This window comes from Streptomyces hygroscopicus subsp. hygroscopicus (genome assembly GCF_030269125.1).
Classification (GTDB): Bacteria; Actinomycetota; Actinomycetes; order Streptomycetales; family Streptomycetaceae; genus Streptomyces; species Streptomyces hygroscopicus_C.
This window is the reverse complement of the sequence record NZ_BSSM01000005.1, coordinates 378,571-399,027: the sequence shown is the minus strand read 5'-3', so window position 1 is coordinate 399,027 and position 20,457 is coordinate 378,571. Positions and strand designations below refer to the sequence as shown.

19 protein-coding genes are annotated in these 20,457 nt (G+C 73.7%); 5 read left to right on the top strand and 14 right to left on the bottom strand.

What is annotated here, in order from left to right:
* Window positions 1-28 precede the first annotated feature (28 nt).
* The 12 genes from QSK45_RS14905 to QSK45_RS14850 form a co-directional block, all read right to left on the bottom strand.
* On the bottom strand, window positions 29-988 hold the full coding sequence (locus QSK45_RS14905) for an alpha/beta hydrolase (RefSeq protein WP_285556914.1): 960 nt from the start codon (window positions 986-988) through the stop codon (window positions 29-31).
* 150 nt (window positions 989-1,138) lie between these two features.
* Entirely contained in the window at window positions 1,139-2,014 is an 876-nt protein-coding gene (locus tag QSK45_RS14900; protein WP_285556913.1) for an alpha/beta hydrolase, read from the bottom strand.
* A 229-nt stretch (window positions 2,015-2,243) separates the two neighbouring features.
* On the bottom strand, window positions 2,244-3,428 hold the full coding sequence (kynU, locus tag QSK45_RS14895) for a kynureninase (RefSeq protein ID WP_285556912.1): 1,185 nt from the start codon (window positions 3,426-3,428) through the stop codon (window positions 2,244-2,246).
* The gene (locus tag QSK45_RS14890; RefSeq protein ID WP_285556911.1) at window positions 3,421-4,266 is read right to left on the bottom strand and encodes a tryptophan 2,3-dioxygenase family protein; all 846 of its coding nucleotides are present in this window, start codon (window positions 4,264-4,266) and stop codon (window positions 3,421-3,423) included. The genes kynU and QSK45_RS14890 overlap by 8 nt, the downstream gene beginning before the upstream one ends.
* Before the next feature lie 155 nt (window positions 4,267-4,421).
* Window positions 4,422-4,835 carry a DUF3151 domain-containing protein gene (locus QSK45_RS14885; protein WP_285556909.1) on the bottom strand — a complete coding sequence of 138 codons (414 nt, stop codon included), beginning with the start codon at window positions 4,833-4,835 and terminating at the stop codon, window positions 4,422-4,424.
* A 52-nt stretch (window positions 4,836-4,887) separates the two neighbouring features.
* Window positions 4,888-6,348, bottom strand: coding sequence for an MFS transporter (locus tag QSK45_RS14880; RefSeq protein ID WP_285556907.1), 1,461 nt, complete (start codon window positions 6,346-6,348; stop codon window positions 4,888-4,890).
* Window positions 6,349-6,466: 118 nt separating this feature from the next.
* Window positions 6,467-7,489: a class II fructose-bisphosphate aldolase gene (gene fbaA / locus QSK45_RS14875; protein WP_285556905.1), complete on the bottom strand. Its 1,023-nt coding sequence runs from the start codon at window positions 7,487-7,489 to the stop codon at window positions 6,467-6,469.
* A 150-nt stretch (window positions 7,490-7,639) separates the two neighbouring features.
* Window positions 7,640-8,188 (bottom strand): orotate phosphoribosyltransferase, encoded by a 549-nt coding sequence (gene pyrE / locus QSK45_RS14870; protein ID WP_285556903.1) that lies wholly within the window; start codon window positions 8,186-8,188, stop codon window positions 7,640-7,642.
* A gap of 10 nt (window positions 8,189-8,198) precedes the next feature.
* Window positions 8,199-8,987, bottom strand: coding sequence for an aldose epimerase family protein (locus QSK45_RS14865; protein WP_285556901.1), 789 nt, complete (start codon window positions 8,985-8,987; stop codon window positions 8,199-8,201).
* Window positions 8,988-9,112: 125 nt separating this feature from the next.
* A complete protein-coding gene (locus QSK45_RS14860; RefSeq protein ID WP_285556900.1) occupies window positions 9,113-9,922 on the bottom strand; it encodes an SRPBCC family protein in 810 nt (269 codons plus the stop codon).
* 70 nt (window positions 9,923-9,992) lie between these two features.
* Window positions 9,993-11,630 carry a polyamine aminopropyltransferase gene (locus QSK45_RS14855; protein WP_285556899.1) on the bottom strand — a complete coding sequence of 546 codons (1,638 nt, stop codon included), beginning with the start codon at window positions 11,628-11,630 and terminating at the stop codon, window positions 9,993-9,995.
* Between the two features lie 198 nt (window positions 11,631-11,828).
* A complete protein-coding gene (locus tag QSK45_RS14850; protein WP_285556897.1) occupies window positions 11,829-12,371 on the bottom strand; it encodes a DUF2617 family protein in 543 nt (180 codons plus the stop codon).
* Between the two features lie 314 nt (window positions 12,372-12,685).
* Here QSK45_RS14850 and QSK45_RS14845 point away from each other — a divergent pair, with 314 nt between their 5' ends.
* The 4 genes from QSK45_RS14845 (at window position 12,686) to QSK45_RS14830 (ending at window position 16,657) form a co-directional block, all read left to right on the top strand.
* On the top strand, window positions 12,686-13,171 hold the full coding sequence (locus tag QSK45_RS14845) for a TetR/AcrR family transcriptional regulator (RefSeq protein WP_285556895.1): 486 nt from the start codon (window positions 12,686-12,688) through the stop codon (window positions 13,169-13,171).
* A 1-nt stretch (window position 13,172) separates the two neighbouring features.
* Window positions 13,173-13,538, top strand: coding sequence for a hypothetical protein (locus QSK45_RS14840; RefSeq protein ID WP_285556894.1), 366 nt, complete (start codon window positions 13,173-13,175; stop codon window positions 13,536-13,538).
* Between the two features lie 679 nt (window positions 13,539-14,217).
* Window positions 14,218-15,402 carry a pyridoxal phosphate-dependent aminotransferase gene (locus tag QSK45_RS14835; RefSeq protein ID WP_285556892.1) on the top strand — a complete coding sequence of 395 codons (1,185 nt, stop codon included), beginning with the start codon at window positions 14,218-14,220 and terminating at the stop codon, window positions 15,400-15,402.
* Between the two features lie 70 nt (window positions 15,403-15,472).
* On the top strand, window positions 15,473-16,657 hold the full coding sequence (locus tag QSK45_RS14830) for a hypothetical protein (protein ID WP_490993570.1): 1,185 nt from the start codon (window positions 15,473-15,475) through the stop codon (window positions 16,655-16,657).
* A gap of 15 nt (window positions 16,658-16,672) precedes the next feature.
* Here QSK45_RS14830 and QSK45_RS14825 read toward each other — a convergent pair whose 3' ends face one another.
* Complete coding sequence (locus QSK45_RS14825) at window positions 16,673-17,233, bottom strand: type III secretion system chaperone family protein (RefSeq protein WP_285556890.1); 561 nt, start codon at window positions 17,231-17,233, stop codon at window positions 16,673-16,675.
* Window positions 17,234-17,372: 139 nt separating this feature from the next.
* Here QSK45_RS14825 and QSK45_RS14820 point away from each other — a divergent pair, with 139 nt between their 5' ends.
* Window positions 17,373-17,843 (top strand): hypothetical protein, encoded by a 471-nt coding sequence (locus tag QSK45_RS14820; protein ID WP_285556888.1) that lies wholly within the window; start codon window positions 17,373-17,375, stop codon window positions 17,841-17,843.
* A 3-nt stretch (window positions 17,844-17,846) separates the two neighbouring features.
* Here QSK45_RS14820 and clpB read toward each other — a convergent pair whose 3' ends face one another.
* Entirely contained in the window at window positions 17,847-20,444 is a 2,598-nt protein-coding gene (clpB, locus tag QSK45_RS14815; protein ID WP_285556886.1) for an ATP-dependent chaperone ClpB, read from the bottom strand.
* Window positions 20,445-20,457: the final 13 nt, after the last annotated feature.

The window sequence follows — 20,457 nt, the reverse complement described above, 5'->3', positions numbered from 1 at the left end:
GACGGTCCCTGCCGTACGGCTGCCGGTGTCAGACACGGGTGACCTCCGAGGTCTCGCCGAGGGTGATCCGGGCCAGGTTGGCGAGGGAGGCCGAGCCCGGGGTGAAGTAGCCGCTGTGGTCGGCGTCGCCCGCGTCGAAGACCCGGGCGCCGAAGGCGCGCGAGACCGGGTCGGTGCCGAGGCCGACGGTGGCGAGGAGCAGGTCGACGCGCACGTGCGGCACGTGGGCCACCCAGTCGTCGGTGCCGCGGGCCGCCCAGACGCGGGCGCGGGTGCCGAGGGCGGGGACGTCGTCCGCCCCGGTGCCGGGGCTGCCGACCAGGGCGATGTCGTCCACGTCGAGCCCGCGCGCGGCCCGGCCGCAGACGACGGAGCCGTAGGAGTGGCACAGGAGGGCGAGGCGCGCGTGGGCGGGGGCGAGGGCGCGCAACTGCCGTACGAGCGCGCGCAGACGGGGGGCGGCCTCGTCGGCGCGGGTGGTGGTGGCGACCGTGGTGCTGACCGTGTCCGGGGTGGTGTAGCCGAGCCAGGCGACGACGGCGGTACGCGCGCCGGGGGCCCGGTCGGTGGCCGCGTACAGGGACTCGGCCGCGCGGTGGAAGCGGCCGTAGGTGTCGAGGGAGGTGTCCGAGCCGGGGACGAGGACCGCGATGCGGTCGGCGTGGGCGAGGTCGCCGAACACCTCGGTGGCGAGGCCCGCGCCCCGCCCGTCGAAGGCCAGCAGCCGGCGGTGGGCCGAGGCCAGGGTGCGGTCACTGGCGGCGCGGCGGGAGTCGCCGTGGGCGGCGGCCATCCGGGCGGCACGGCGGGCGTCGGCGCGGTTGGCGGCGTAGGCGGTGTCGAGGGTGGCCGGGGTGAGCGGGGGAAGGGCCGCGGGCGCGGGCGCCGGGACGCGGGGGCGGGCGGCCGCGGAGAGGGGGACGGTGAGCGCCGCGGCGAGGAGGGCGGCGACGAGGGTACGGCGGGTGCGGTGCGGGGGGCGCCCCATGGCGGCTTCCTTCCAGCCGGCCCGGCCATCGGGCGCGGCTGGAAAGGAAGTTAGGAAGCGAGGGGGGTCGTCGGCGTCCCGCCGGGGAGCTGTCCTGCGCGGTACCTCTCAGGTACTACGGGTATGACCGCGGTTCCCCTTACGGGTCGCTCACCAGGCGAGCTGGGCGATCTCCTCCGCGACGACGGCGCAGGCGTCGGCGGCCGGGTCGATGAGCGGGAAGTGCCCCACGTCCTCCAGCAGCGTCAGGCCCACCATCTCCCCCGCCCTGGCGGCGGCCTCGGCGTACGCCTCGCCGACCGCCTGCGGCACGACCAGGTCCGCACGCCCCTGTACGAGGGTGGTGGCGATGCCCGTCGGGAGGAGCAGGGCGGGATCGGCGTACGGTCGCCTCTCCTCGAAGTGGTCGTTTCCGCCCAGGAGTTGGAGCGAGGCGTTCTCGCACACGTCCAGCTCCTCCGCCACCGTGAAGTCGGCGATCGGGGCGAGGGCGACGACGCCGCGCAGGGGGGCGGCTTCGGGTATGCGCCAGGGGGAGTCCTGGGGCAGCACGTGGCGCGCGGCGGCCCACAGGGCGAGGTGGCCGCCCGCGGAGTGGCCGGTGAGGACGGTACGGCGGGCGTCGGCCCCCGGGACCGCCTCGCGGGCCAGTGCCGGGAGGGCGTCCAGGGCCGCGGCGACGTCGTCGAAGGTGTCGGGCCAGCGGCCGGCGGGCGGGGTCCGGCCCTCGGCGGGGGCCTCGCCGCCGCGCCGGTACTCGACGTTGGCCACGGCGAAGCCCTTGCGCGCCAGGAAGTCCGCGAGGGGCGTCACGTGACGGCGGTCGTAGCGCGCGCGCCAGGCGCCGCCGTGCAGGAGGACGACCAGGGGGGCGGAGGCGCCCTGCGCGGTGCGGGGCGCGTAGAAGTCGATCACCTGGTCGGGGTGGGTGCCGTAGGGGGCGGTGGCGTCGGGGTCGACCGGGGTGTGCGAGAAGGCCGACTCCTCTTCGGCGGCGGCGCGGGCTGCGGCGGCGTCGTCCGGCATGCTCCAACCTCTCAACGACGGAACGTTCTTGGTGCGGCGGACCGGTGGGGGTCTTCGTCGGCCGTTGGCGGGGAACGGTATCAGGCGGGTGACGTGCGTCGACGCGGGGCGGGGTCCGCTCGCCGGCGCCTGCGGGGCGCCGCCCGCGGCCGGCGGTCGCGCGGCTCCCCTGGGGTGCGGGGAACCGCGCGAGGCCGCCGTCGCGACCGCGGACGAGGACGGTGGGCGGCTAGCCCCTCAGAACCGTCGCCAGGACCCTCGCCGCCCGCTCCGCGTCCGCGAAGCTCGTGTAGAGCGGGGTGAAGCCGAAGCGGAGCACGTCCGGGGGCCGGAAGTCGCCCACGACGCCCGCCGCGATCAGCTTCTTCATGACCTCGCCCGCGTCCTCGCAGCGCAGCGAGACCTGGCTGCCGCGCTCTTCGTGGGCGACCGGGGTCACGGATTCCACGCGGTCCCCGGCGTACTCCGCCACGCACTCCAGGAAGAAGTCCGTCAGCGCGAGCGACTTCGCGCGGACGGCGCCGACCTGCACGCCCTCCCAGACGTCCAGCGCCGCCTCCAACGCCAGCATGGAGAGGATGTCCGGCGTACCGACGCGCCCGCGCACCGCGCCCGGCGCCGGATCGTACGACGGGCTCATGCCGAAGGGGTCGGCGTGGGAGTTCCAGCCGGGCAGCGGGGAGTCGAAGCGGGACTGCGCCGCGCGGCGGACGTAGAGGAACGCCGGCGAACCGGGCCCGCCGTTCAGGTACTTGTACGTGCAGCCGACCGCGAGGTCCACCCCGTGCTCGTCGAGCCCCACCGGCAGCGCGCCCGCGCTGTGGCACAGGTCCCACACCGCGAGGGCCCCCGCGGCATGGATCGCGGCGGTGAGCGACGGCAGGTCGTGCAGCCGGCCGGTGCGGTAGTCGACGTGGTTGAGCAGCACCGCCGCCGTCCGGGGCCCGAGCGCGTCCGGCACCCGCGCGGGCGTCACCGCGCGCAGGGTGCGGCCGGTCAGCCGTGCCGCCGACTCGGCGACGTACCCGTCCGTGGGGAACGTGGTCGCGTCCACCAGGATCTCGGTACGGTCCTCCCCCGCCATCCGCGCCGCGGCCACGACCGCCTTGAACACGTTGACGCTGGTGGAGTCGCCGACCACGACCTGCCCCGGCGCCGCCCCGACCAGCGGAGCGATCCGCTCGCCGATCCGCTCCGGCGCCGTCCACCAGCCGCTCTCCTCCCAGGAGCGGATGCGCAGTTCACCCCACTCGCGGCGCACGACGTCCGCGAGCCGGTCGGGGACGTGCGCGGGCAGCGCGCCGAGGGAGTTGCCGTCCAGGTAGACCACGTCGTCGAGGACGAACCGGGAACGCAGCGGCGCGAGTCCGTCCGCCGCGTCCAGCTCCTCGGCCCTCAGGTTGAGTTCAGACATGGGACCGCGCCGTCCACAGCTCGGGGAACACGTTCTTGCGGGCGCGCTTCTCCAGCCAGGCCACCCCGGCGGAGCCGCCCGTGCCGGCCTTGGCGCCCATCGCGCGGCGGGTGGCCACGAGATGGTCGTTGCGCCAGCGCCACACCAGCTCGGCGACATCGGTCAACGCCTCGCCGAGACGGACGAGTTCGCCGTCCTGGTCCCCTGAGTAGACGGCGGCCCAGGCCTGCTCGACGGCCGCGTCGGGCTCGTGGCGCCGGGAGACGTCGCGGTCGAGGACGTCGTCCGGGATGGCGTGGCCCCGGCGGGCCAGCAGCCGCAGCACCTCGTCGTAGAGGCTGGGCTCGTGCAGCGCCTTCTCCAGTTCCGCGTGGGCGCGGGGCGCGCCCCGGTGCGGGACGAGCATGGACGCGGACTTCTCGCCGAGCAGGAACTCCAGGCGCCGGTACATCGCCGACTGGAAGCCGGAGCCCTCGCCGAGGGCGCCGCGGTAGGAGTTGAACTGGGCGGGGGTGAGACCGGCGAGCGGGATCCAGGAGGCGTTCAGCGCCTCCAGCTCGCGCACGGAACGCTTGAGCGCGGCGATCGCGGTGGGCACGTCGTCCGAGCGCAGCGCCTTGGCCGCGGTCTCCCACTCGTGCACGAGCACCGTGAACCACAGCTCCATCACCTGGGTGGTGACCAGGAAGACCATCTCGCCGGGGTCGTCCGAGAGGGTGTGCTGGAGGTGGGTCAGCAGGTCCGCGCGGACGTAGTCCTCGTACGGCGTCGTACCCGCGAAGTCGAGATGCGGGGTCTCGGGCTCAGCGGCCTCGTGGGGGTGAGCCTGTTGGGACATCGCTGTCTCCTGTTGTTGCTCCGGGTAGCGGTCCGCCCCTGCCGATGCCGGCACGGGGGCCCCGGTCCCCAACCGCATCCTCCGCAATGACCACGGGTACGGCAAGGCCCGCCTGCTGCCAGACGGGCCACACAGGTGACAGCCGGTGTCCGGGCTCAGCCGAGGGTCTGGGCCGCGGTGGGCGAGGAGTCCTTCAGGAACTGCGAGCAGCGCTCGTACTCGTCCTGCTCGCCGATGGCCTGGGCGGCACGGGCGAGGGCGTGCAGGGCGCGCAGGAAGCCGCGGTTGGGCTCGTGCTCCCAGGGAACGGGGCCGTGGCCCTTCCAGCCGCTGCGGCGCAGGGCGTCGAGGCCGCGGTGGTAGCCGGTACGGGCGTAGGCGTACGACTCCACGACCGAGCCGCGCGCGAAGGCGTCGTCGGCGAGCTGCGCCCACGCGAGGGAGGAGGTGGGGTGCTGCGCGGCGACGTCCGCCGGCGCGGTGCCCTCGGCCAGCTGCTCACGGGGTGCGGGGTCGTCGGGGAGGTGGGTCGGGGGCGGCCCGCCGAGCAGGTTCTCGTGAATGGTCATGGGTTCAGTCTCGCGTACGAGCGCCTCGGCCGGCGGCACCCCGAAGGGGCGGCTACGAACCGCTCCGCTCGCCCTCCAGCGGCGGCGCGGTGAGCGAGCAGTGCGTATGCCGCTCGGGATGTCGGCACCCCGCCGCCGGGCGGCCCTTGACCAGGAAGAACGCAAGGCCCGCCCCCACCACCAGCACCCCCGCGCAGATCGGCATCGCCCGGTCGAACGAGGCGTCGAAGGCCGTGGCCGAGCGGTACGCGTCCGCGCCCATCCCCGCCAGCAGCGGAAGCGCCGCCACCGCCACCAGCCCCGCCGCACGGGCCGCCGCGTTGTTGATGCCGCTGGCGACGCCCGCGCGGGAGGTGTCGACGGAGGCGAGGACCGTCGCGGTCAGCGGCGCGACGAGGGTGACCATGCCCGCGCCCATCACCAGCAGCGCGGGGAGCACGTCGGCCCAGTAGCTCGCGCCCGGCCCGACGCGCAGCATCAGCAGCATCGCGACCGCGCACAGCAACGGTCCGACGGTGAGCGGCAACCGCGGCCCCGTACGGTCGGACAGCGCGCCCGACGCGGAGGAGAACAGCAGCATCAGGACGGTGGTCGGCAGCAGCGCCGTGCCCGCGGCCAGCGGCGACCAGCCGACCGCCACCTGCAACTGGAGCGCGGTGAGGAAGAAGAAGCCCCCGAAGGCCGCGTACACGCACAGCGTGACCAGGTTGACCGCGGTGAACTGGCGCGAGGCGAAGACGTCCGGCGGCAGCATGGGATCGGGGCGGTGCCGTTCGACGTACACGAACGCGGCCGCCGCGCAGAGCCCGAGCACCGCGCTCACCACCACCGCCGCCGTACCCCCCTGCGCCTCGATGAGCGCGTACGTCAGCAGCGCGAGGGACAGCGCGCCCAGCACCGCCCCGAGGACGTCGAAGCGGCCGTGGGGGCCCTCGTCGGCGGACTCCGGCACGTGCCGCAGGGCCACCGGCACGCACAGCAGGGCGAGCGGCACGTTGAGCAGGAAGACCCAGCGCCAGCCGGGCCCGGAGACCAGCCAGCCGCCCAGGAAGGGGCCGACGGCCGCGCCGATCCCGCCGAACCCGGACCACAGGCCGACGGCCCGGCTGCGGTCGTCGGGGTGGAAGGACGCCTGGATCAGGGCGAGCGAGCCGGGTGTGAGCAGCGCCCCGCCGACGCCCTGCAGGGCGCGCGCCGCGATCAGCAGCACGGCGTCCGGCGCGATGCCGCACAGCAGGGAGGCGGTGGCGAACCAGACGACGCCGAGCACGAAGACCTTCCGGCGTCCGTAGCGGTCGCCGAGGGAACCGCCGAGCAGGATCAGCCCGGCCAGCGTGACCATGTACGCGTTGACGGTCCACTGGAGCGCGCCGAGGCTCGCGTCCAGCTCACGGCCGATGCGGGGCAGCGCCACGTTGACCACGGTCGAGTCCAGCATGGCCATGCTGGAGCCGAGCACCGTGGTCAACAGGATCCACGTGCCCCGGGACGAGCCGATCCGGACTTCGGGCATGCCCCCACATATAACCGGCGTGCGGCGGCGCTGCGCGCGGACACAGCGGTACGGCGGCCCCCGCGGCTCGGTCGTGCCGAACGCCGGGACCGCCGTGCGCGGTGTGCGGACCTACCGCTTACTTGATCTTGTTGCCCGCCGAGCGCAGGTGCTGCGTGGCCTCCACGACGCGCGCGGCCATGCTCGCCTCGGCCAGCTTGCCCCAGGTGCGCGGGTCGTAGGCCTTCTTGTTGCCGACCTCGCCGTCGACCTTCAGGACGCCGTCGTAGTTCGCGAACATGTGACCGGCGACCGGACGCGTGAACGCGTACTGGGTGTCGGTGTCCAGGTTCATCTTGACCACGCCGTTCTCCAGCGCGGTCTGGATCTCCTGCTCGGTGGAGCCGGAGCCGCCGTGGAAGACGAAGTCGAACGGGGACTCCTTGCCGAACCGCGCGGCCACGCCCTCGCTGAGCTCCTTCAGCAGCTCGGGACGCAGGACGACGTTGCCCGGCTTGTAGACGCCGTGCACATTGCCGAAGGACGCGGCCAGCAGGTAGCGGCCCTTCTCGCCGAGGCCGAGCGCCTCCGCCGTACGGATCGCGTCGTCGACCGTGGTGTACAGGGAGTCGTTGATCTCGTGCGAGACACCGTCCTCCTCACCGCCGGTCGGGGTGATCTCCACCTCCAGGATGATCTTGGCGGCGCGGGTGCGCTCCAGCAGCTCCTGGGCGATGGCGAGGTTGTCGGCGAGGGTCTCGGCGGAACCGTCCCACATGTGGGACTGGAACAGCGGCTCGCGCCCGGCCTTCACGCGCTCCTCGGAGACCGCGATCAGCGGACGGACGTACCCGTCGAGCTTGTCCTTCGGGCAGTGGTCGGTGTGCAGCGCGATGTTGACGGGGTACTTCTCGGCGACGATGTGCGCGAACTCGGCCAGCGCGACCGCGCCGGTCACCATGTCCTTGCTGTACTGACCACCGAGGAACTCGGCGCCACCGGTCGAGATCTGGACGATGCCGTCGCTCTCCGCCTCCGCGAAGCCGCGCAGCGCCGCGTGCAGGGTCTGGCTGGAGGTGACGTTGATGGCCGGGTAGGCGAACTTGCCTGCCTTCGCCCGGTCGAGCATCTCGGCGTAGACCTCGGGGGTTGCGATGGGCATCTGTCCGCTCCTTGTGTTGCGGGTGGGTTCTGCTACGGCCCTGACCTAGACCTGGTGGGTGACGTCGTCGTCGGCCCCCCATCTTTCCAGACAGCATTCCAGACCGGGGGCAACCGACGACGCGCTCCAAGTCCAGGTCAAAGGGGCGCGTCAGTCCAGACCCAGTTCATCCTTCGAGAAGGCGAAGAGGTACGGGACGTTCGCCTGTTCGGCGATCGCCTCGGCGGCACCGGTGGCCCGGTCCACGATCGTGGCGACGGCGACGACCTCCGCGCCCGCCTCGCGCAGCGCCTCCACCGCGGTCAGCACGGAGCCGCCGGTGGTGGAGGTGTCCTCGACGGCCAGGACACGCCGGCCCTCGACCTCGGCGCCCTCGATACGACGCTGGAGGCCGTGCGCCTTGCCCGCCTTGCGCACCACGAAGGCGTCCAGGACCTTGCCGCGCGCGGCGGAGGCGTGCAGCATTGCGGTGGCGACCGGGTCGGCGCCCAGGGTGAGGCCGCCGACCGCCTCGAAGTCCAGTTCGGCGGTCAGGTCGAGCATGACCTGACCGACCAGCGGCGCGGCCGTGCCGTCCAGCGTGATCCGGCGGAGGTCGATGTAGTAGTCGGCTTCCTTGCCCGAGGAGAGGGTCACCTTGCCGTGCACCACGGCCTTGTCCTTGATCTGCTGAAGCAGCTCTGCGCGTACGTCGCTCATGGGGCCCAGCTTAAAGGCGCCGCCAGCTCCAGATCGTGGTCGCCTCCAGCGGCTCCAGGGGCGTGACCAGGCGCGGCTGCGTGTTCAGGCCGTTGGGCGGGCCGGTCTGCGGCTCCACGCACACGGCCTCGGCCTGCTCGTCGTAGACGACCACCCACTCCTCGCGGCTGGCCACCCTCAGCTCCAGCCGCCGCGGCCAGGTGAGCGTGACGTCCACCCCGCCGGGCATGCCGAAGCAGTCGTCCCACGGGCCGGGCCCCGGCTCGACGCGGTTGCCGGTGGGCAGGTGGTCGGCGCCGCGCTCCTCCTGCCAGGCGGGCGCGAAGTCCAGGGTCACGTCCGCGCCGTCGACGGTGCGGCAGAACCAGGGGTGCCAGCCGATCTGCGCCGGGAACGAGTCGTCGTACGTCTCCACGGACATCGTCAGCGTCAGGCTGTCCTCGGCGAGCGCCACGATCTGCGTGACGCGGCCGGAGTGCGGCCAGGGGTCGGTCAGCTCGTGCGTGATCACCGCCTCGCGCTCCGTGACGCGCGCGGTGCGCCAGGCGCCGTCGCGGGCGGTGCCGTGGATGGCGTGCGGCGGGGAGTTGAGGGGCATCTGCCGGACGATGCCGCCGTCGAGGAAACGGCCGTCGCGGATGCGGCCGGCCCAGGGCACCATGGGGAAACAGCCGAAGCGGTCGCCCTGCCGCAGCAGTTGTGTGCCGCCGATCCGCAGCCCGCCGATGCGACCGCCGTTCCCGGGCCGCACGATCACCTCCGCGTCACCCGCGGTCAGCGTGATGTCTTCGTTACTCACGGGACGACAGTACTGGGGTGTCCGGACGCCGAGCGCCGCTTCGGGCCGTGGATGGCTTGTCGCGCCCACGCGGCGGAAGCCGCGGTCGGACACGGCCCCCGCGCCCCACCGGGGCGCCCCGCCGCTCAGCGGCGTTTGCGCAGTGCCCGCCCCACCACGATCGCCGACGCCACCGCCAACGCCGCCGCCGGCGCCGCCCACTTCAGTGCCTGGTTCGCCGAAACGGTCTGGGGGGCCGGTACCGGGGCATAGCGACCGCGCGGCGGGGCGTGGTCGACCTCCTCCGCGCTGCGGCCGATCATCGTGCGCCGGGCGTGCGCGGCCTCGGCCGGGGGTACGCCGGTGTCGGCGAAGTCGTCCGCGGGCCCCTCCGCGTCCTCGGTCGCGTCCTCCTCGCCGTGCTCGCCGTCCTCCTCGCCGTCCTCGTCGTCCGCGCCGGGGTCCAGCGAGGATGGCGGAATCTCGGTGTCGAAGACGGACGTGCGCCCGGCCTCCGGCGCCTCTTCCCGCTCCTGCGCGCCCTTCCCCAGCCCCTCCAGGAACCGGGTCAACAGCCGTGCCGCCGCCGAGACCACCGTCTCCGCGGGAAGCTCCGCGATCCGGCCGGACGCGTCGGCCGTGCCCTCGACCGTCACGGCCGTACCGCCCTCGGTGCCCGCGAGGCGCAGGGTGAGGGCGAGCTTGACCGTGCCCGTGCCGCGGGCCTCGGTGGCGTCGCCCTCGACGGTGTACGTGCCGTCCTCGTGGGCGCGCACCCGTGCCGTCCCCCGATAGGTGACGGAGTGTCCGCCGACGCGCAACTTGAGGCGGCCGGCCACGGGCGGGGCGCCGGCGTCCTGCTGGAGCCCGGGGACGGCGCGGGCGACGCGCGCGGGGTCGGCGAGTGCCGTGGCGAGACGGTCGGCCGGGACCGGGACGAAGACCTGGTGCTCCATGTCGGCTGAGCCTACCCAGGAGCGGCCGGGTCGTACCCTCCCCGGAACCGGCACATGCGCGGGCGGCCGTTCAGTAGCGCGGATGGATCAGGGTGGAGGCGGGCAGCCCCCCGATCCGGGTCCGCTCGGCCGCCCGCCGGTCCGCCGCGAGGGCGGCCGGGGTGAGGGTGCCGGCGGGGGTCGAGGGGTCGAGGAGCAGGGGCGGGGCGGTGCGGCCCGAGGCGGCCAGCAGGAACCCCCAGTCCCGTGGGGCCTCCCGCGCGCCGACCGAGCGGCAGGGGCCCGCCGGGAAGCCGGGGCCGCGACCGGGGACGCGGTAGGCGGTGGCGGTGAAGCGGGCGGCGCGCAGGGTCGCGGCGACCGTCCAGAAGACGCGGGGGCGGCCGGCGAGGGGGCCCGCGTGCACGACGAGCCGGCCGCCGGGGGCGAGCGCGCGGCGGGTGAGGCCGTAGAACTCCTCGGAGTACAGCTTGGCGCCGGCGGTGATGCCGGGATCGGGGAGGTCCGCGATCACGACGTCGTACGAGGCCGCGGGCGCGGTGCGCAGCCAGCCGAGGGCGTCGGCGGTGCTGAGGTGGACGCGGGGGTCGGCGTAGACGTGGCCGTTGGCGGCGGTCAGGCCGGGGTCGCGGCGGGCCAACCGGGCGAGTCCGGGGTCGGGTTCGACGATCTCGACGCGGCGCACCCCGGGATGGCGCAGCACCTCGCGGGCGGCGAGGCCGTCGCCGCCGCCGAGGACCAGGACGCGGGCGTGCGGTCCGGTGAGGGCGGGGCGCACCAGGGCCTCGTGGTAGCGGCGGGAGTCCCGGCCGCCGACGCGCAGCCGGCCGTCGAGGTAGAGGTCGAGGGGGCGGCCGTCGGTGCCGCCGGCGAGGACGACCTCCTGCGTCCCGGTCCGCACGGCGACCCGGACGTCCGCGCCGTACACCGCGCGGCGCGCGGCGCGTTCGAAGTCGGCGGACAGGGCGGCGGCCGAGGCGAGGACGCCGAGGACGAGGGCGCCGGCGAGGAGCAGGGTCCAGCGGGCGCGGCGGGTCAGGTCGCGCCGGAAGAGGCCGAGGACGAGGGCGCCGCCCGCCACGACGTTGACCGTGCCGGTGAGCAGCGCGCCGGTCAACTGGCCGAAGAACGGCAGGAGGACGAAGGGGAAGGCCAGGCCGCCGACGAGGGCGCCGACGTAGTCCGCGGCGAACAGGTCGGCCACGGCGGCGGGCGCGTCCTGTCTGCGGACGCGCTGGATCAGCTCCATCAGGAGCGGGACCTCGGCGCCGATGAGCAGGCCGATGGCGAGCGAGAAGGCGACCAGGAGCAAGCGCGGGCCCTCGGCCCACAGCCCGCCCCAGCCGCCGGTCCAGGCGAACACGGCGTACAGGACCATCGCGCTGCACCCGCCGACGAGCGCGAGGAGCGTCTCGACGGCGCCGAAGCCGACGGCCGTGTGCCGGCGCAGCCGTTTGGCGCCGAGCGATCCGATGCCCATCGCGAACACCATCACGGACAGCACGACGGATGCCTGGGTGACCGAGTCGCCGATCAAGTACGAGGCGAACGCGACGAGTTCGAGTTCGTACACGAGTCCGCAGGCCGCGCACACGAAGACGCACCCGAGGACCAGGAACCGCCCGGCGCCGGGCCGGACGGGGAGGCGGCCGGGACCGGTCCGGGAGGGCGGGGCGCCCGGTGGCGCGGGGGCCTGCGGTTCGATCACTCTGCGACGTTACGTCACACGACGGGTGCGCTTCGTCACCCACAGGTGTGGATCTGGGAGCAGTTGACCCCATCCAGGTTTATGCCGCGCCGGCGGCCGGTACCGGCCGGGCGTCCTCCGGTTCGCGCCGCACGGGCGCCGGCGGTCCGCGCCCCACGGGCGCCGCCGCGTATCGCCGCGCGGACTCGCCGCGCGGACTCAGGCCGCGTCAGCCTCCTGGCGGTGCTGCCGGTTCCGCGCCCGCGCGCCCACCCGGGTGCGGGTGGCGACGAGTTGGCCGTCCTGCGGGTAGGCGTGCCAGGTGCGCCAGTGCACATGGTCGTCGTGCCGCTGGGCCAGCATCGCGGTGAACGCGTGCGGACTGCCCGGGAAGACGCCGGCGAGCCCGTGCGGGTGCTCGGAGACGAGGGCGAGCAGTTCCTGGGCGCGGCCCGCGAAGGAGCCGGGAGTGAGCATCTCGACGCGCGCCGCGAACTCGTACTCCCATGCGCCGACGCGCTTGGCGACGCCGAGCGGCAGCGGGGTGCTGGAGCCGGGGATGCAGGCCACCGTCTCGGAGCACAGGCCGCGCTCCTCCTCCAGGAGGACCTGGTGGGAGGCGCCGAGCAGTCTCAACTGGAGCTTCGCACCGGTCAGTTCGAGGTCGAGGGTGGCCAGGGCGGGAAGCGGTTCGCGCCCGAGGGCCCAGGCGAGGTCGGCAGCGCGCGTATCGGTGTAACTGGTGTTCAGGGTCGTGAGCATGGATCGGCTCCGCTAACACGCAAATGAGGGGAGAGGCCGTGTCAGCCCGGCCGGCCCGGCCGGTACGAGGCGTCTGCGAGACGTCCTGGGGGCTGCGTTGGCTGCATTGGCGTTTTAGAGGGAATCATGAACACAGGGGCCGCCACAGCGTTTTTACCCAACTTCGGGGGCTTTCCATCCGTCGGGGGGCTCACAGCTCAACTGTTCCACCACGGCGCACGCCGGGCGCGGACACGGAGACCGGCCCCCTGCGCGGGGCATAAAAGAACGTTCGTTCTTGACTGATCGTTCTTTAATCGCGTACGGTCACGGCCATGGGACGACCACGCGCCTTCGACACGGATCAGGCCGTCAGTACCGCGGCCGCCCTCTTCGCCGCCCGCGGCTACGAGGGCACCTCGGTGGACGACCTGGTCACGGCCACCGGCGTCCACCGGGGCAGTCTCTACAAGGTCTTCGGCTCCAAACGGGGCCTGCACCTGACCGCGCTGCGCAACCACCTCGACCACGAGATCCACCCGACCAGCGCCGCCATCGCCACCCTCACCGACCCCGCACAGGCGCTGACGGCGGCCATCGCCTCGTACGACAGCGGCCCGGCCGCCGGACTCCTGCTCCTCGCCGCCGCCGAACGCGCCCCCCACGACCCAGAGGTCGCCGCTCTGGTCGCGGAGGGCATCACCGCGCTGGAGGACGCCCTGCGCCCCTCCCACGGTGACGCCGCCCCCCGACTCGCCTCCACCGTCCTCGGTACCCGCCTACGCCTGCGCGCCCAGCCGGCCGCACCCAAGGAGCACTGACATGGCCCTGATCTCCGTCGACCGCGAACGCGGCCTGCTCACCGCCGAGTTCCAGGGCCTCGACAAGCTCTGGACTCTCAAGAGCCGCCTGGAAATCCCCCTCGCCCACGTACGCGGCGCCACCCACGACCCCGGCATCGCCCGCGAACCGAAGGGCATCCGCGTCGCCGGCACCTACTTCCCCGGCGTGATCACCGCCGGCCGCTTCCGCCACCACGGTGAACGCCTCTTCTGGGACGTGAAGAACCCGGACAAGGCGGTCGTCATCGAACTCGCCGACGCCGAAAGCTACGACCGCCTCGTCATCGAGGTCGACGATCCCCGCGCCACGGTGGCCCTCATCGAGCAGTCCATCGCCCACGGCTGAACCGTGATCCCCCGCGCCTGCCGACCACTGCCGGGGGCGTGCCCGTCACCCGGTGCGGCCGGACCGCGGGGACGGGCCGGCCCGCCGCGGGAGGACGGCCCGAGCCCGGCGGTGGACCGAAGCCGTCGCCGGCTCCCCTCAAGCGCTCCTCGACCGCCCGGGACCACCGACGGCATCGGGCGCGCCCCTCTCAGCTGCTCCCGCAGGACGAGCCGCCGCCGCACGACGACCCGCCGCCGCACGAGGAGTGCCCGCCGCAGGAGTGCCCCGAGTGCCCCCCGCCGCCGCAGGAGGAGTGCCCGCCGTGGTGACTCCCGTGGCTCCCGTGGTGCCCGCCCGACGACGAGCCGGAGTCCCCCGCCCACCAGCTGCTGCCTGCGCTGCCGGCCGCTCCCCCGCTCCCGATCCTGCTTCTGCGCGTCCCCCTGCCCATGCCCCGGCCCTTGCCCCTGCCCCGCGTGCCACGCCTGTCGGACACCAGCGCGAGGAGCAGGAACACGACGAACACACTGCCGAGCCAGATGATGAACGGATCCATGGCGCCACCCTCTTCCGGTTGCCCGAAGCGACCCCCCGTCGGGCGCCTCGTTCCTTCCCGCGCCGCGCGCGGTGCTCCGGGGATGCCCGCCCGCGGCGACCGTCAAAGCGGAGTTGAGGAACTCCAGAGCTTGGGCGCAGGATGGCCGCCATGACCTCCACCGCGCGCCCCCTCCTGAACCGCAGGCTCGCCGAGTTCGGTACGACGATCTTCGCGGAGATGTCCGCCCTCGCCGTCGCCACCGGGTCGATCAACCTGGGCCAGGGCTTCCCCGACACCGACGGCCCCGAGGAGGTCAGGGAGGCGGCCGTGCGGGCGCTGCGCGACGGGCGCGGCAACCAGTACCCGCCGGGCCCCGGCGTCCCCGAGCTGCGCACCGCGATCGCCGCGCACCAGGAGCGCCGGTACGGGCTGTCGTACGACCCCGACACCGAGGTGCTGGTGACCGCGGGCGCCACCGAGGCCGTCGCGGCCGCGCTGCTGGCACTGCTGGAGCCGGGCGACGAGGTGGTGGCCCTGGAGCCGTACTACGACTCCTACGCGGCGAGCATCGCGCTGGCGGGCGGCCGCCGGGTGCCGGTCACCCTGCGCCCGCACGAGGGCAGCTTCCGCCTCGACCTGGACGAGCTGCGCGCCGCCGTCACCGACCGGACCCGCCTCCTGCTGGTCAACACCCCGCACAACCCGACCGGCACGGTCCTCACCCGGGCCGAACTGGCCGCGATCGCCGACCTCGCGGTGGAACGGGACCTGCTGGTGGTGACGGACGAGGTGTACGAACACCTGGTGTTCGACGACGCCGAGCACCTCCCGCTCGCCACCTTCCCGGGGATGCGCGAGCGCACGGTGACCATCGGCTCGGCCGGCAAGACGTACTCCTTCACGGGCTGGAAGGTCGGCTGGGTGACCGCCGCACCCGCCCTGGTCAGCGCGGTCCGCGCGGCCAAGCAGTTCCTCACCTACGTCTCCTCCGGCCCCTTCCAGTACGCGGTCGCCGAGGCCCTCGCCCTGCCCGACTCCTACTACGACGCCTTCCGCCGCTCCATGCGGGAACGCCGGGACATCCTGTCGGCCGGCCTCACGGCGGCCGGCTTCGAGGTGTTCCGCCCCGCCGGCACCTACTTCGTCACCACCGACATCCGCCCCCTCGGCGAGAAGGACGGCTTCGCCTTCTGCCGCGCCCTGCCCGAACGCGCCGGCGTGGTGGCCATCCCCAACGCCGTCTTCTACGACGACCGCGAGGCGGGCGCCCCGTTCGTGCGCTTCGCGTTCTGCAAGCGCGAGGACGTGCTGCGCGAGGCGGCGGAGCGCTTGCGGGCCATGTGAGGGACGGCTTGCCGCCGGTTGGCCGTGCCCTGCTCGCATCCGGGGGCGGATCCTTGCACAGTGCGGAGGTGTGACCCATGCCGGCACCGTTCTCGCTCCGCCCGTCACCGCACCCGGACATGCGCCCGGGGAGCGCGCCCGCGCCTCCCTGCTCAGGGCGAGCGGCGTCGCCGTAGGACTGTTCCTCGGCGCGCGGCTCGCCGGCGCGGTCGTGCTCACCCTGCTCTCCGGGGCCGCCGGACGGCCCGTCCTCGCCCTGCTGGGCCGCTCCTGGGACTCCGTCTGGTACCTGGGCATCGCGGCGCACGGGTACGGCCATGCCCTGGGCCGGCACGGTTACAGCGATCTGGCGTTCTTCCCGCTGTATCCGGCGCTGGTGCGGGCGGTGCGCGAGGTGAGCACGCTCGGCGGGGGCGCGGCCGGGCTGCTGGTGTCCTGGACGGCGGCGCTGGTGGCGGCGGCGGGCGTGTACGCGGTGGGGTCGCTGCTGTACGGACGGCCCGTGGGCCTCGCGCTGGTGCTGCTGTGGGGGCTGCTGCCGCACTCGGTGGTGCTGTCGATGGCGTACACGGAGCCGGTGCTCGCCGCGTGCGCCGCGTGGTCGCTGTACGCGGCGCTGACCGGGCGCTGGCTGTGGGCGGGGACCCTGGCGGCGCTCGCCGGGCTCGCGCGGCCGAACGGGTTCGCGGTGGCCGCCGCCGTGCTCGCCGCGGCCGGCTGCGAGGCGTGGCGGCGGCGCGGCCGGGTTTCCCACAGGCTGTGGACGGGCGCCGCGCTCGCCCCGCTCGGCTGGACCGGGTTCCTGCTGTGGGTCGGGCACCGCCGGGGCGATCTGCTGGGCGGCTACTTCGACGTGCAGGCGCGCTGGGGCTCGCGGTTCGACCTCGGGCACGGCTCGCTGCGCTTCGTGCGCACCCTGCTGCTGCACGGCGGCCGGGTGGTGTTCCCGATCGCGCTGCTGCTGGTGGCCGTGGGGGTGGTGCTCTTCGTGCTGCTGGTCCTGGACCGGCCGCCGCTGCCGCTGCTGGTCTACAGCGGGGTGCTGCTGCTGGTCGTGCTCGGCGGATCGGGCATCTTCGAGTCCAAGCCGCGCTTCCTGCTGCCGGCCTTCCCGCTGCTGCTGCCGCCGGCCCGCGCGCTGGTGCGCGCGGCGAAAGCCCGGCCCTGGCACGCGGCCGTGGTGGTCGCGGCCCTGGCCGGGCTGTCGTATCTCTACGGCGCGTACCTGCTGGTGCTGGGGCACGCGCCGCTGTAGCGGACTCGGCGGGGGTTACTCCCCGGAGCCGGGCTCGGAGTCGGGGCCGGCCTCGCCGTCCTCCGGCTTCTCGGCCCCGTCGACCTCCTGCTCCAGGCCCAGCTGCTCGACCAGCCACTTGTCGAACTCGATCGCGGCCCGCACCCAGCTGACCGTCGAGGAGACGAAGTGGTTGATGTCGACGCCGGTGCCGATCAGCATCTGGGCCTCGCCGATGAGGCGGACCGTGCCGTCGTCGTGGGTGTGGGTGTAGACCTTGGGCCACAGGGTGCGGCGGTTCCAGTCGTCCACCGACTCGAGGAGCTGGGCCTTGTCCTCGATCTGGTGCGGACGGTCGTAGAAGGTCCGCACCGAGAAGACCGCGTGCTCGGCCTCCCCGCGGAACATGAAGTAGGTGCGGAACTGCTCCCAGGGCGCCGCGAGGTCACCCTCCTCGTCGACGACGTACTTCAGCTCCATCTGCTCCAGGAGCTGCTTCACGAGGTCCTGGTCCGGGAGGACGGGGCCGGCCGGTCCCTGGGGCTGCGGCTCGGGCTGGCCCCCGAAGTTCGGAATCGAGGACGGGTCGATGCTCACCGTGTTTTTCCCTTCGTACGGATCCCGCCATCCTCCCCCATGCGGGGAGGGGGGTGGCAAGCCCTGACGGGGCCTGTCAGTCTTTGGCTGACATGATCCGCTGCCCGTGCGGCGGACCGGTGAACGGACGGGGGCTGGCGTGGCGGCGCGGGGACGGACCAGATGGTGGCTGCTCGCGGCGATCCTGGCGGTCCCCGCGCTGGTGCTGGTCTGGGTGGTCGTGACCGTGGTCCGGGCCGCGACCTCGGACTATCCGCTGGGCGGGGCGCCGGAGAAGGTGTCGTGCGCGCGGGCGCTGAAGTTCGGCGGCGGGAAGCTGCCGGAGAAGGCGTACGACACGCGGTGCACCGTGCAGAGCTGGATGGACACGACGTATCACGCCGAGTTCCGGATGCCCCGTACGGACGTACGCGCGTGGCTGTCGGAGACCTATCCGTACGGTCCGAAGCCCGGCACCGACCTGTGCGACCCCGGCGCCGACCTCTGCGTGAACATGGAGTCGCCCGAGATACCGCCGCCCCCGGGCGCCTACGCCGACGCGGTGACGGTGAACGTCACGTACGAGGGCCCGGACCGGGCCCTCGTACGCTTCGCGGCCTTCACCGAGTGAGCGTCACAGCGTCTTGCCGGTCGCCGGGCCCACCAGCAGCCCCTCGCCGAAGCGGTCCACGCGGACCGTGTCGCCGTCCTTGATCTCGCCGGAGAGGATCTCCCGGGCGAGCCGGTCGCCGATCGCGGTCTGCACCAGGCGGCGCAGCGGCCGGGCGCCGTACGCCGGGTCCATGCCCTCCTCCGCCAGCCAGGCCAGCGCCTCGGGCGTGACGTCCAGGGTGAGCCGGCGCTCGGCGAGCCGCTTGCCGAGCCGGGCGATCTGGAGCCCCGCGATCCGCTCCAGCTCCGGCTTGGTCAGCGCGGAGAACACCACCAGGTCGTCCAGCCGGTTGAGGAACTCCGGCTTGAAGGAGGCCCGTACGACCTCCAGCACCTGCTCCTTCTTCTCCGCCTCGCTCGCCACCGGGTCGACCAGGAACTGGCTGCCCAGGTTGGAGGTGAGCACCAGGATGGTGTTGCGGAAGTCGACGGTGCGGCCCTGGCCGTCCGTCAGGCGGCCGTCGTCCAGCACCTGGAGCAGGATGTCGAAGACCTCCGGGTGGGCCTTCTCCACCTCGTCCAGGAGCACCACGCTGTACGGGCGCCTGCGCACCGCCTCGGTGAGCTGGCCGCCCTCCTCGTAGCCGACGTACCCGGGAGGGGCGCCGACCAGCCGGGCCACGCTGTGCTTCTCGCCGTACTCCGACATGTCGATGCGCACCATGGCCCGCTCGTCGTCGAAGAGGAAGTCGGCGAGCGCCTTGGCCAGTTCGGTCTTGCCGACGCCGGTGGGACCGAGGAAGAGGAACGATCCGGTGGGCCGGTCGGGGTCGGCGATGCCGGCCCGGGAGCGCCGTACCGAGTCGCTGACCGCGCGCACGGCCTCGCTCTGGCCGATGAGCCGCTTGCCCAGCTCGTCCTCCATGCGCAGCAGCTTCTGCGTCTCGCCCTCCAGCAGGCGGCCGGCGGGGATGCCGGTCCAGGCCCCGACGACGTCGGCGATGTCGTCGGCTCCGACCTCCTCCTTGACCATGGTGTCCCTGGCGGCCTCCTCCTCGGCCTCGGAGGCGGCCTCCAGCTCCTTCTCCAGCTGCGGGATCTCGCCGTAGAGCAGCTTGGCGGCCTTGTCGAAGTCGCCGTCGCGCTGGGCGCGTTCGGCCTGGCCGCGCAGGTCGTCCAGCTTCTCCTTCAGCTCACCGACCCGGTTGAGGGACTGCTTCTCCTTCTCCCAGCGGGCGGTCAGCCCCCGCAGCTCCTCCTCCCGGTCGGCGAGGTCGCGGCGCAGCTTCTCCAGCCGGGCGAGCGAGGCGGGGTCGGTCTCCTTGCCGATCGCCAGCTCCTCCATCTTCAACCGGTCGACGGAGCGCTGGAGTTCGTCGATCTCGACCGGCGAGGAGTCGATCTCCATGCGCAGCCGGGAGGCCGCCTCGTCCACCAGGTCGATGGCCTTGTCGGGCAGGAAGCGGGAGGTGATGTAGCGGTCGGAGAGGGTCGCGGCGGCCACCAGGGCGCTGTCCGCGATCTGCACCTTGTGGTGGGCCTCGTAGCGGCCCTTGAGGCCGCGCAGGATCGCGATGGTGTCCTCGACGGTCGGCTCGGCGACCAGCACCTGCTGGAAGCGGCGCTCCAGGGCGGGGTCCTTCTCGATCCGCTCCCGGTACTCGTCCAGGGTGGTGGCGCCGACCATGCGCAGCTCACCGCGGGCGAGCATCGGCTTGAGCATGTTGCCCGCGTCCATCGCGGAGTCGCCGCCCGCGCCCGCGCCGACGACCGTGTGCAGCTCGTCGATGAAGGTGATGATCTGCCCGTCGGAGTCCTTGATCTCGGCGAGCACGGCCTTCAGTCGCTCCTCGAACTCGCCGCGGTACTTGGCGCCGGCGACCATCGCGCCGAGGTCGAGCGCGACCAGCCGCTTGTCCTTCAGCGACTCGGGCACGTCGCCCTTGACGATGCGCTGGGCGAGCCCCTCCACGACGGCGGTCTTGCCGACGCCCGGCTCGCCGATGAGGACGGGGTTGTTCTTCGTACGGCGGCTCAGCACCTGCACGACCCGCCGGATCTCCTGGTCCCGGCCGATGACCGGGTCGAGCCGGCCCTCGCGGGCGGCGGCGGTGAAGTCGGTGCCGAACTTCTCCAGGGCCTTGTACTGGCCCTCCGGGTCGGCGGTGGTCACGCGGCGTCCTCCCCTGGCCTTCTTGAAGGCCTCCAGCAGCTTCTTCGCCTCGGCGCCCTGGCGCCTCAGCAGCTCACCGGCGGCCCCGCCCTTGGCGGCGACCCCGATGAGCAGGTGTTCGGTCGACAGGTACTCGTCGCCGAGGTCCTTCGCCCGCTCGCCCGCGTCCGCGATCACGGCCAGCAGCTCGCGGTTGGGCTGCGGGGGCGCGACCGTGGAGCCGGTCACGCTGGGCAGCGAGGCGAGGAGCTTCTCCGTCCCGGCGCGCACGGCGGCCTGGTCGGCGTCGACGGCGGCGAGCAGGTCGGTGATGTTCTCGTTGTCCTGCCCCTGGAGCAGAGCCAGCAGCAGGTGAGCGGGGGTGAGGTCCGGGTGCCCCTCGGTCACGGCCCTGTTGCTGGCCGCGTTGATCGCGTCCCGGCTCTTGTTGGTCAGCTCGGCGTCCACGTGTGCCTTCTCC

Excerpts from the sequence above, each read along its gene's own strand:
- pyrE (WP_285556903.1), bottom strand. The coding sequence starts at position 8,188 with ATGAGCGACGTACGCGCAGAGCTGCTTCAGCAGATCAAGGACAAGGCC.
- QSK45_RS14860 (WP_285556900.1), bottom strand. The coding sequence starts at position 9,922 with ATGGAGCACCAGGTCTTCGTCCCGGTCCCGGCCGACCGTCTCGCCACG.
- QSK45_RS14835 (WP_285556892.1), top strand. The coding sequence starts at position 14,218 with ATGGCCGCCATGACCTCCACCGCGCGCCCCCTCCTGAACCGCAGGCTC.
- QSK45_RS14905 (WP_285556914.1), bottom strand. The coding sequence starts at position 988 with ATGGGGCGCCCCCCGCACCGCACCCGCCGTACCCTCGTCGCCGCCCTC.
- QSK45_RS14880 (WP_285556907.1), bottom strand. The coding sequence starts at position 6,348 with ATGCCCGAAGTCCGGATCGGCTCGTCCCGGGGCACGTGGATCCTGTTG.
- kynU (WP_285556912.1), bottom strand. The coding sequence starts at position 3,428 with ATGTCTGAACTCAACCTGAGGGCCGAGGAGCTGGACGCGGCGGACGGA.
- QSK45_RS14845 (WP_285556895.1), top strand. The coding sequence starts at position 12,686 with ATGGGACGACCACGCGCCTTCGACACGGATCAGGCCGTCAGTACCGCG.
- QSK45_RS14900 (WP_285556913.1), bottom strand. The coding sequence starts at position 2,014 with ATGCCGGACGACGCCGCCGCAGCCCGCGCCGCCGCCGAAGAGGAGTCG.
- QSK45_RS14840 (WP_285556894.1), top strand. The coding sequence starts at position 13,173 with ATGGCCCTGATCTCCGTCGACCGCGAACGCGGCCTGCTCACCGCCGAG.
- QSK45_RS14850 (WP_285556897.1), bottom strand. The coding sequence starts at position 12,371 with ATGCTCACGACCCTGAACACCAGTTACACCGATACGCGCGCTGCCGAC.
- QSK45_RS14890 (WP_285556911.1), bottom strand. The coding sequence starts at position 4,266 with ATGTCCCAACAGGCTCACCCCCACGAGGCCGCTGAGCCCGAGACCCCG.
- fbaA (WP_285556905.1), bottom strand. The coding sequence starts at position 7,489 with ATGCCCATCGCAACCCCCGAGGTCTACGCCGAGATGCTCGACCGGGCG.
- QSK45_RS14885 (WP_285556909.1), bottom strand. The coding sequence starts at position 4,835 with ATGACCATTCACGAGAACCTGCTCGGCGGGCCGCCCCCGACCCACCTC.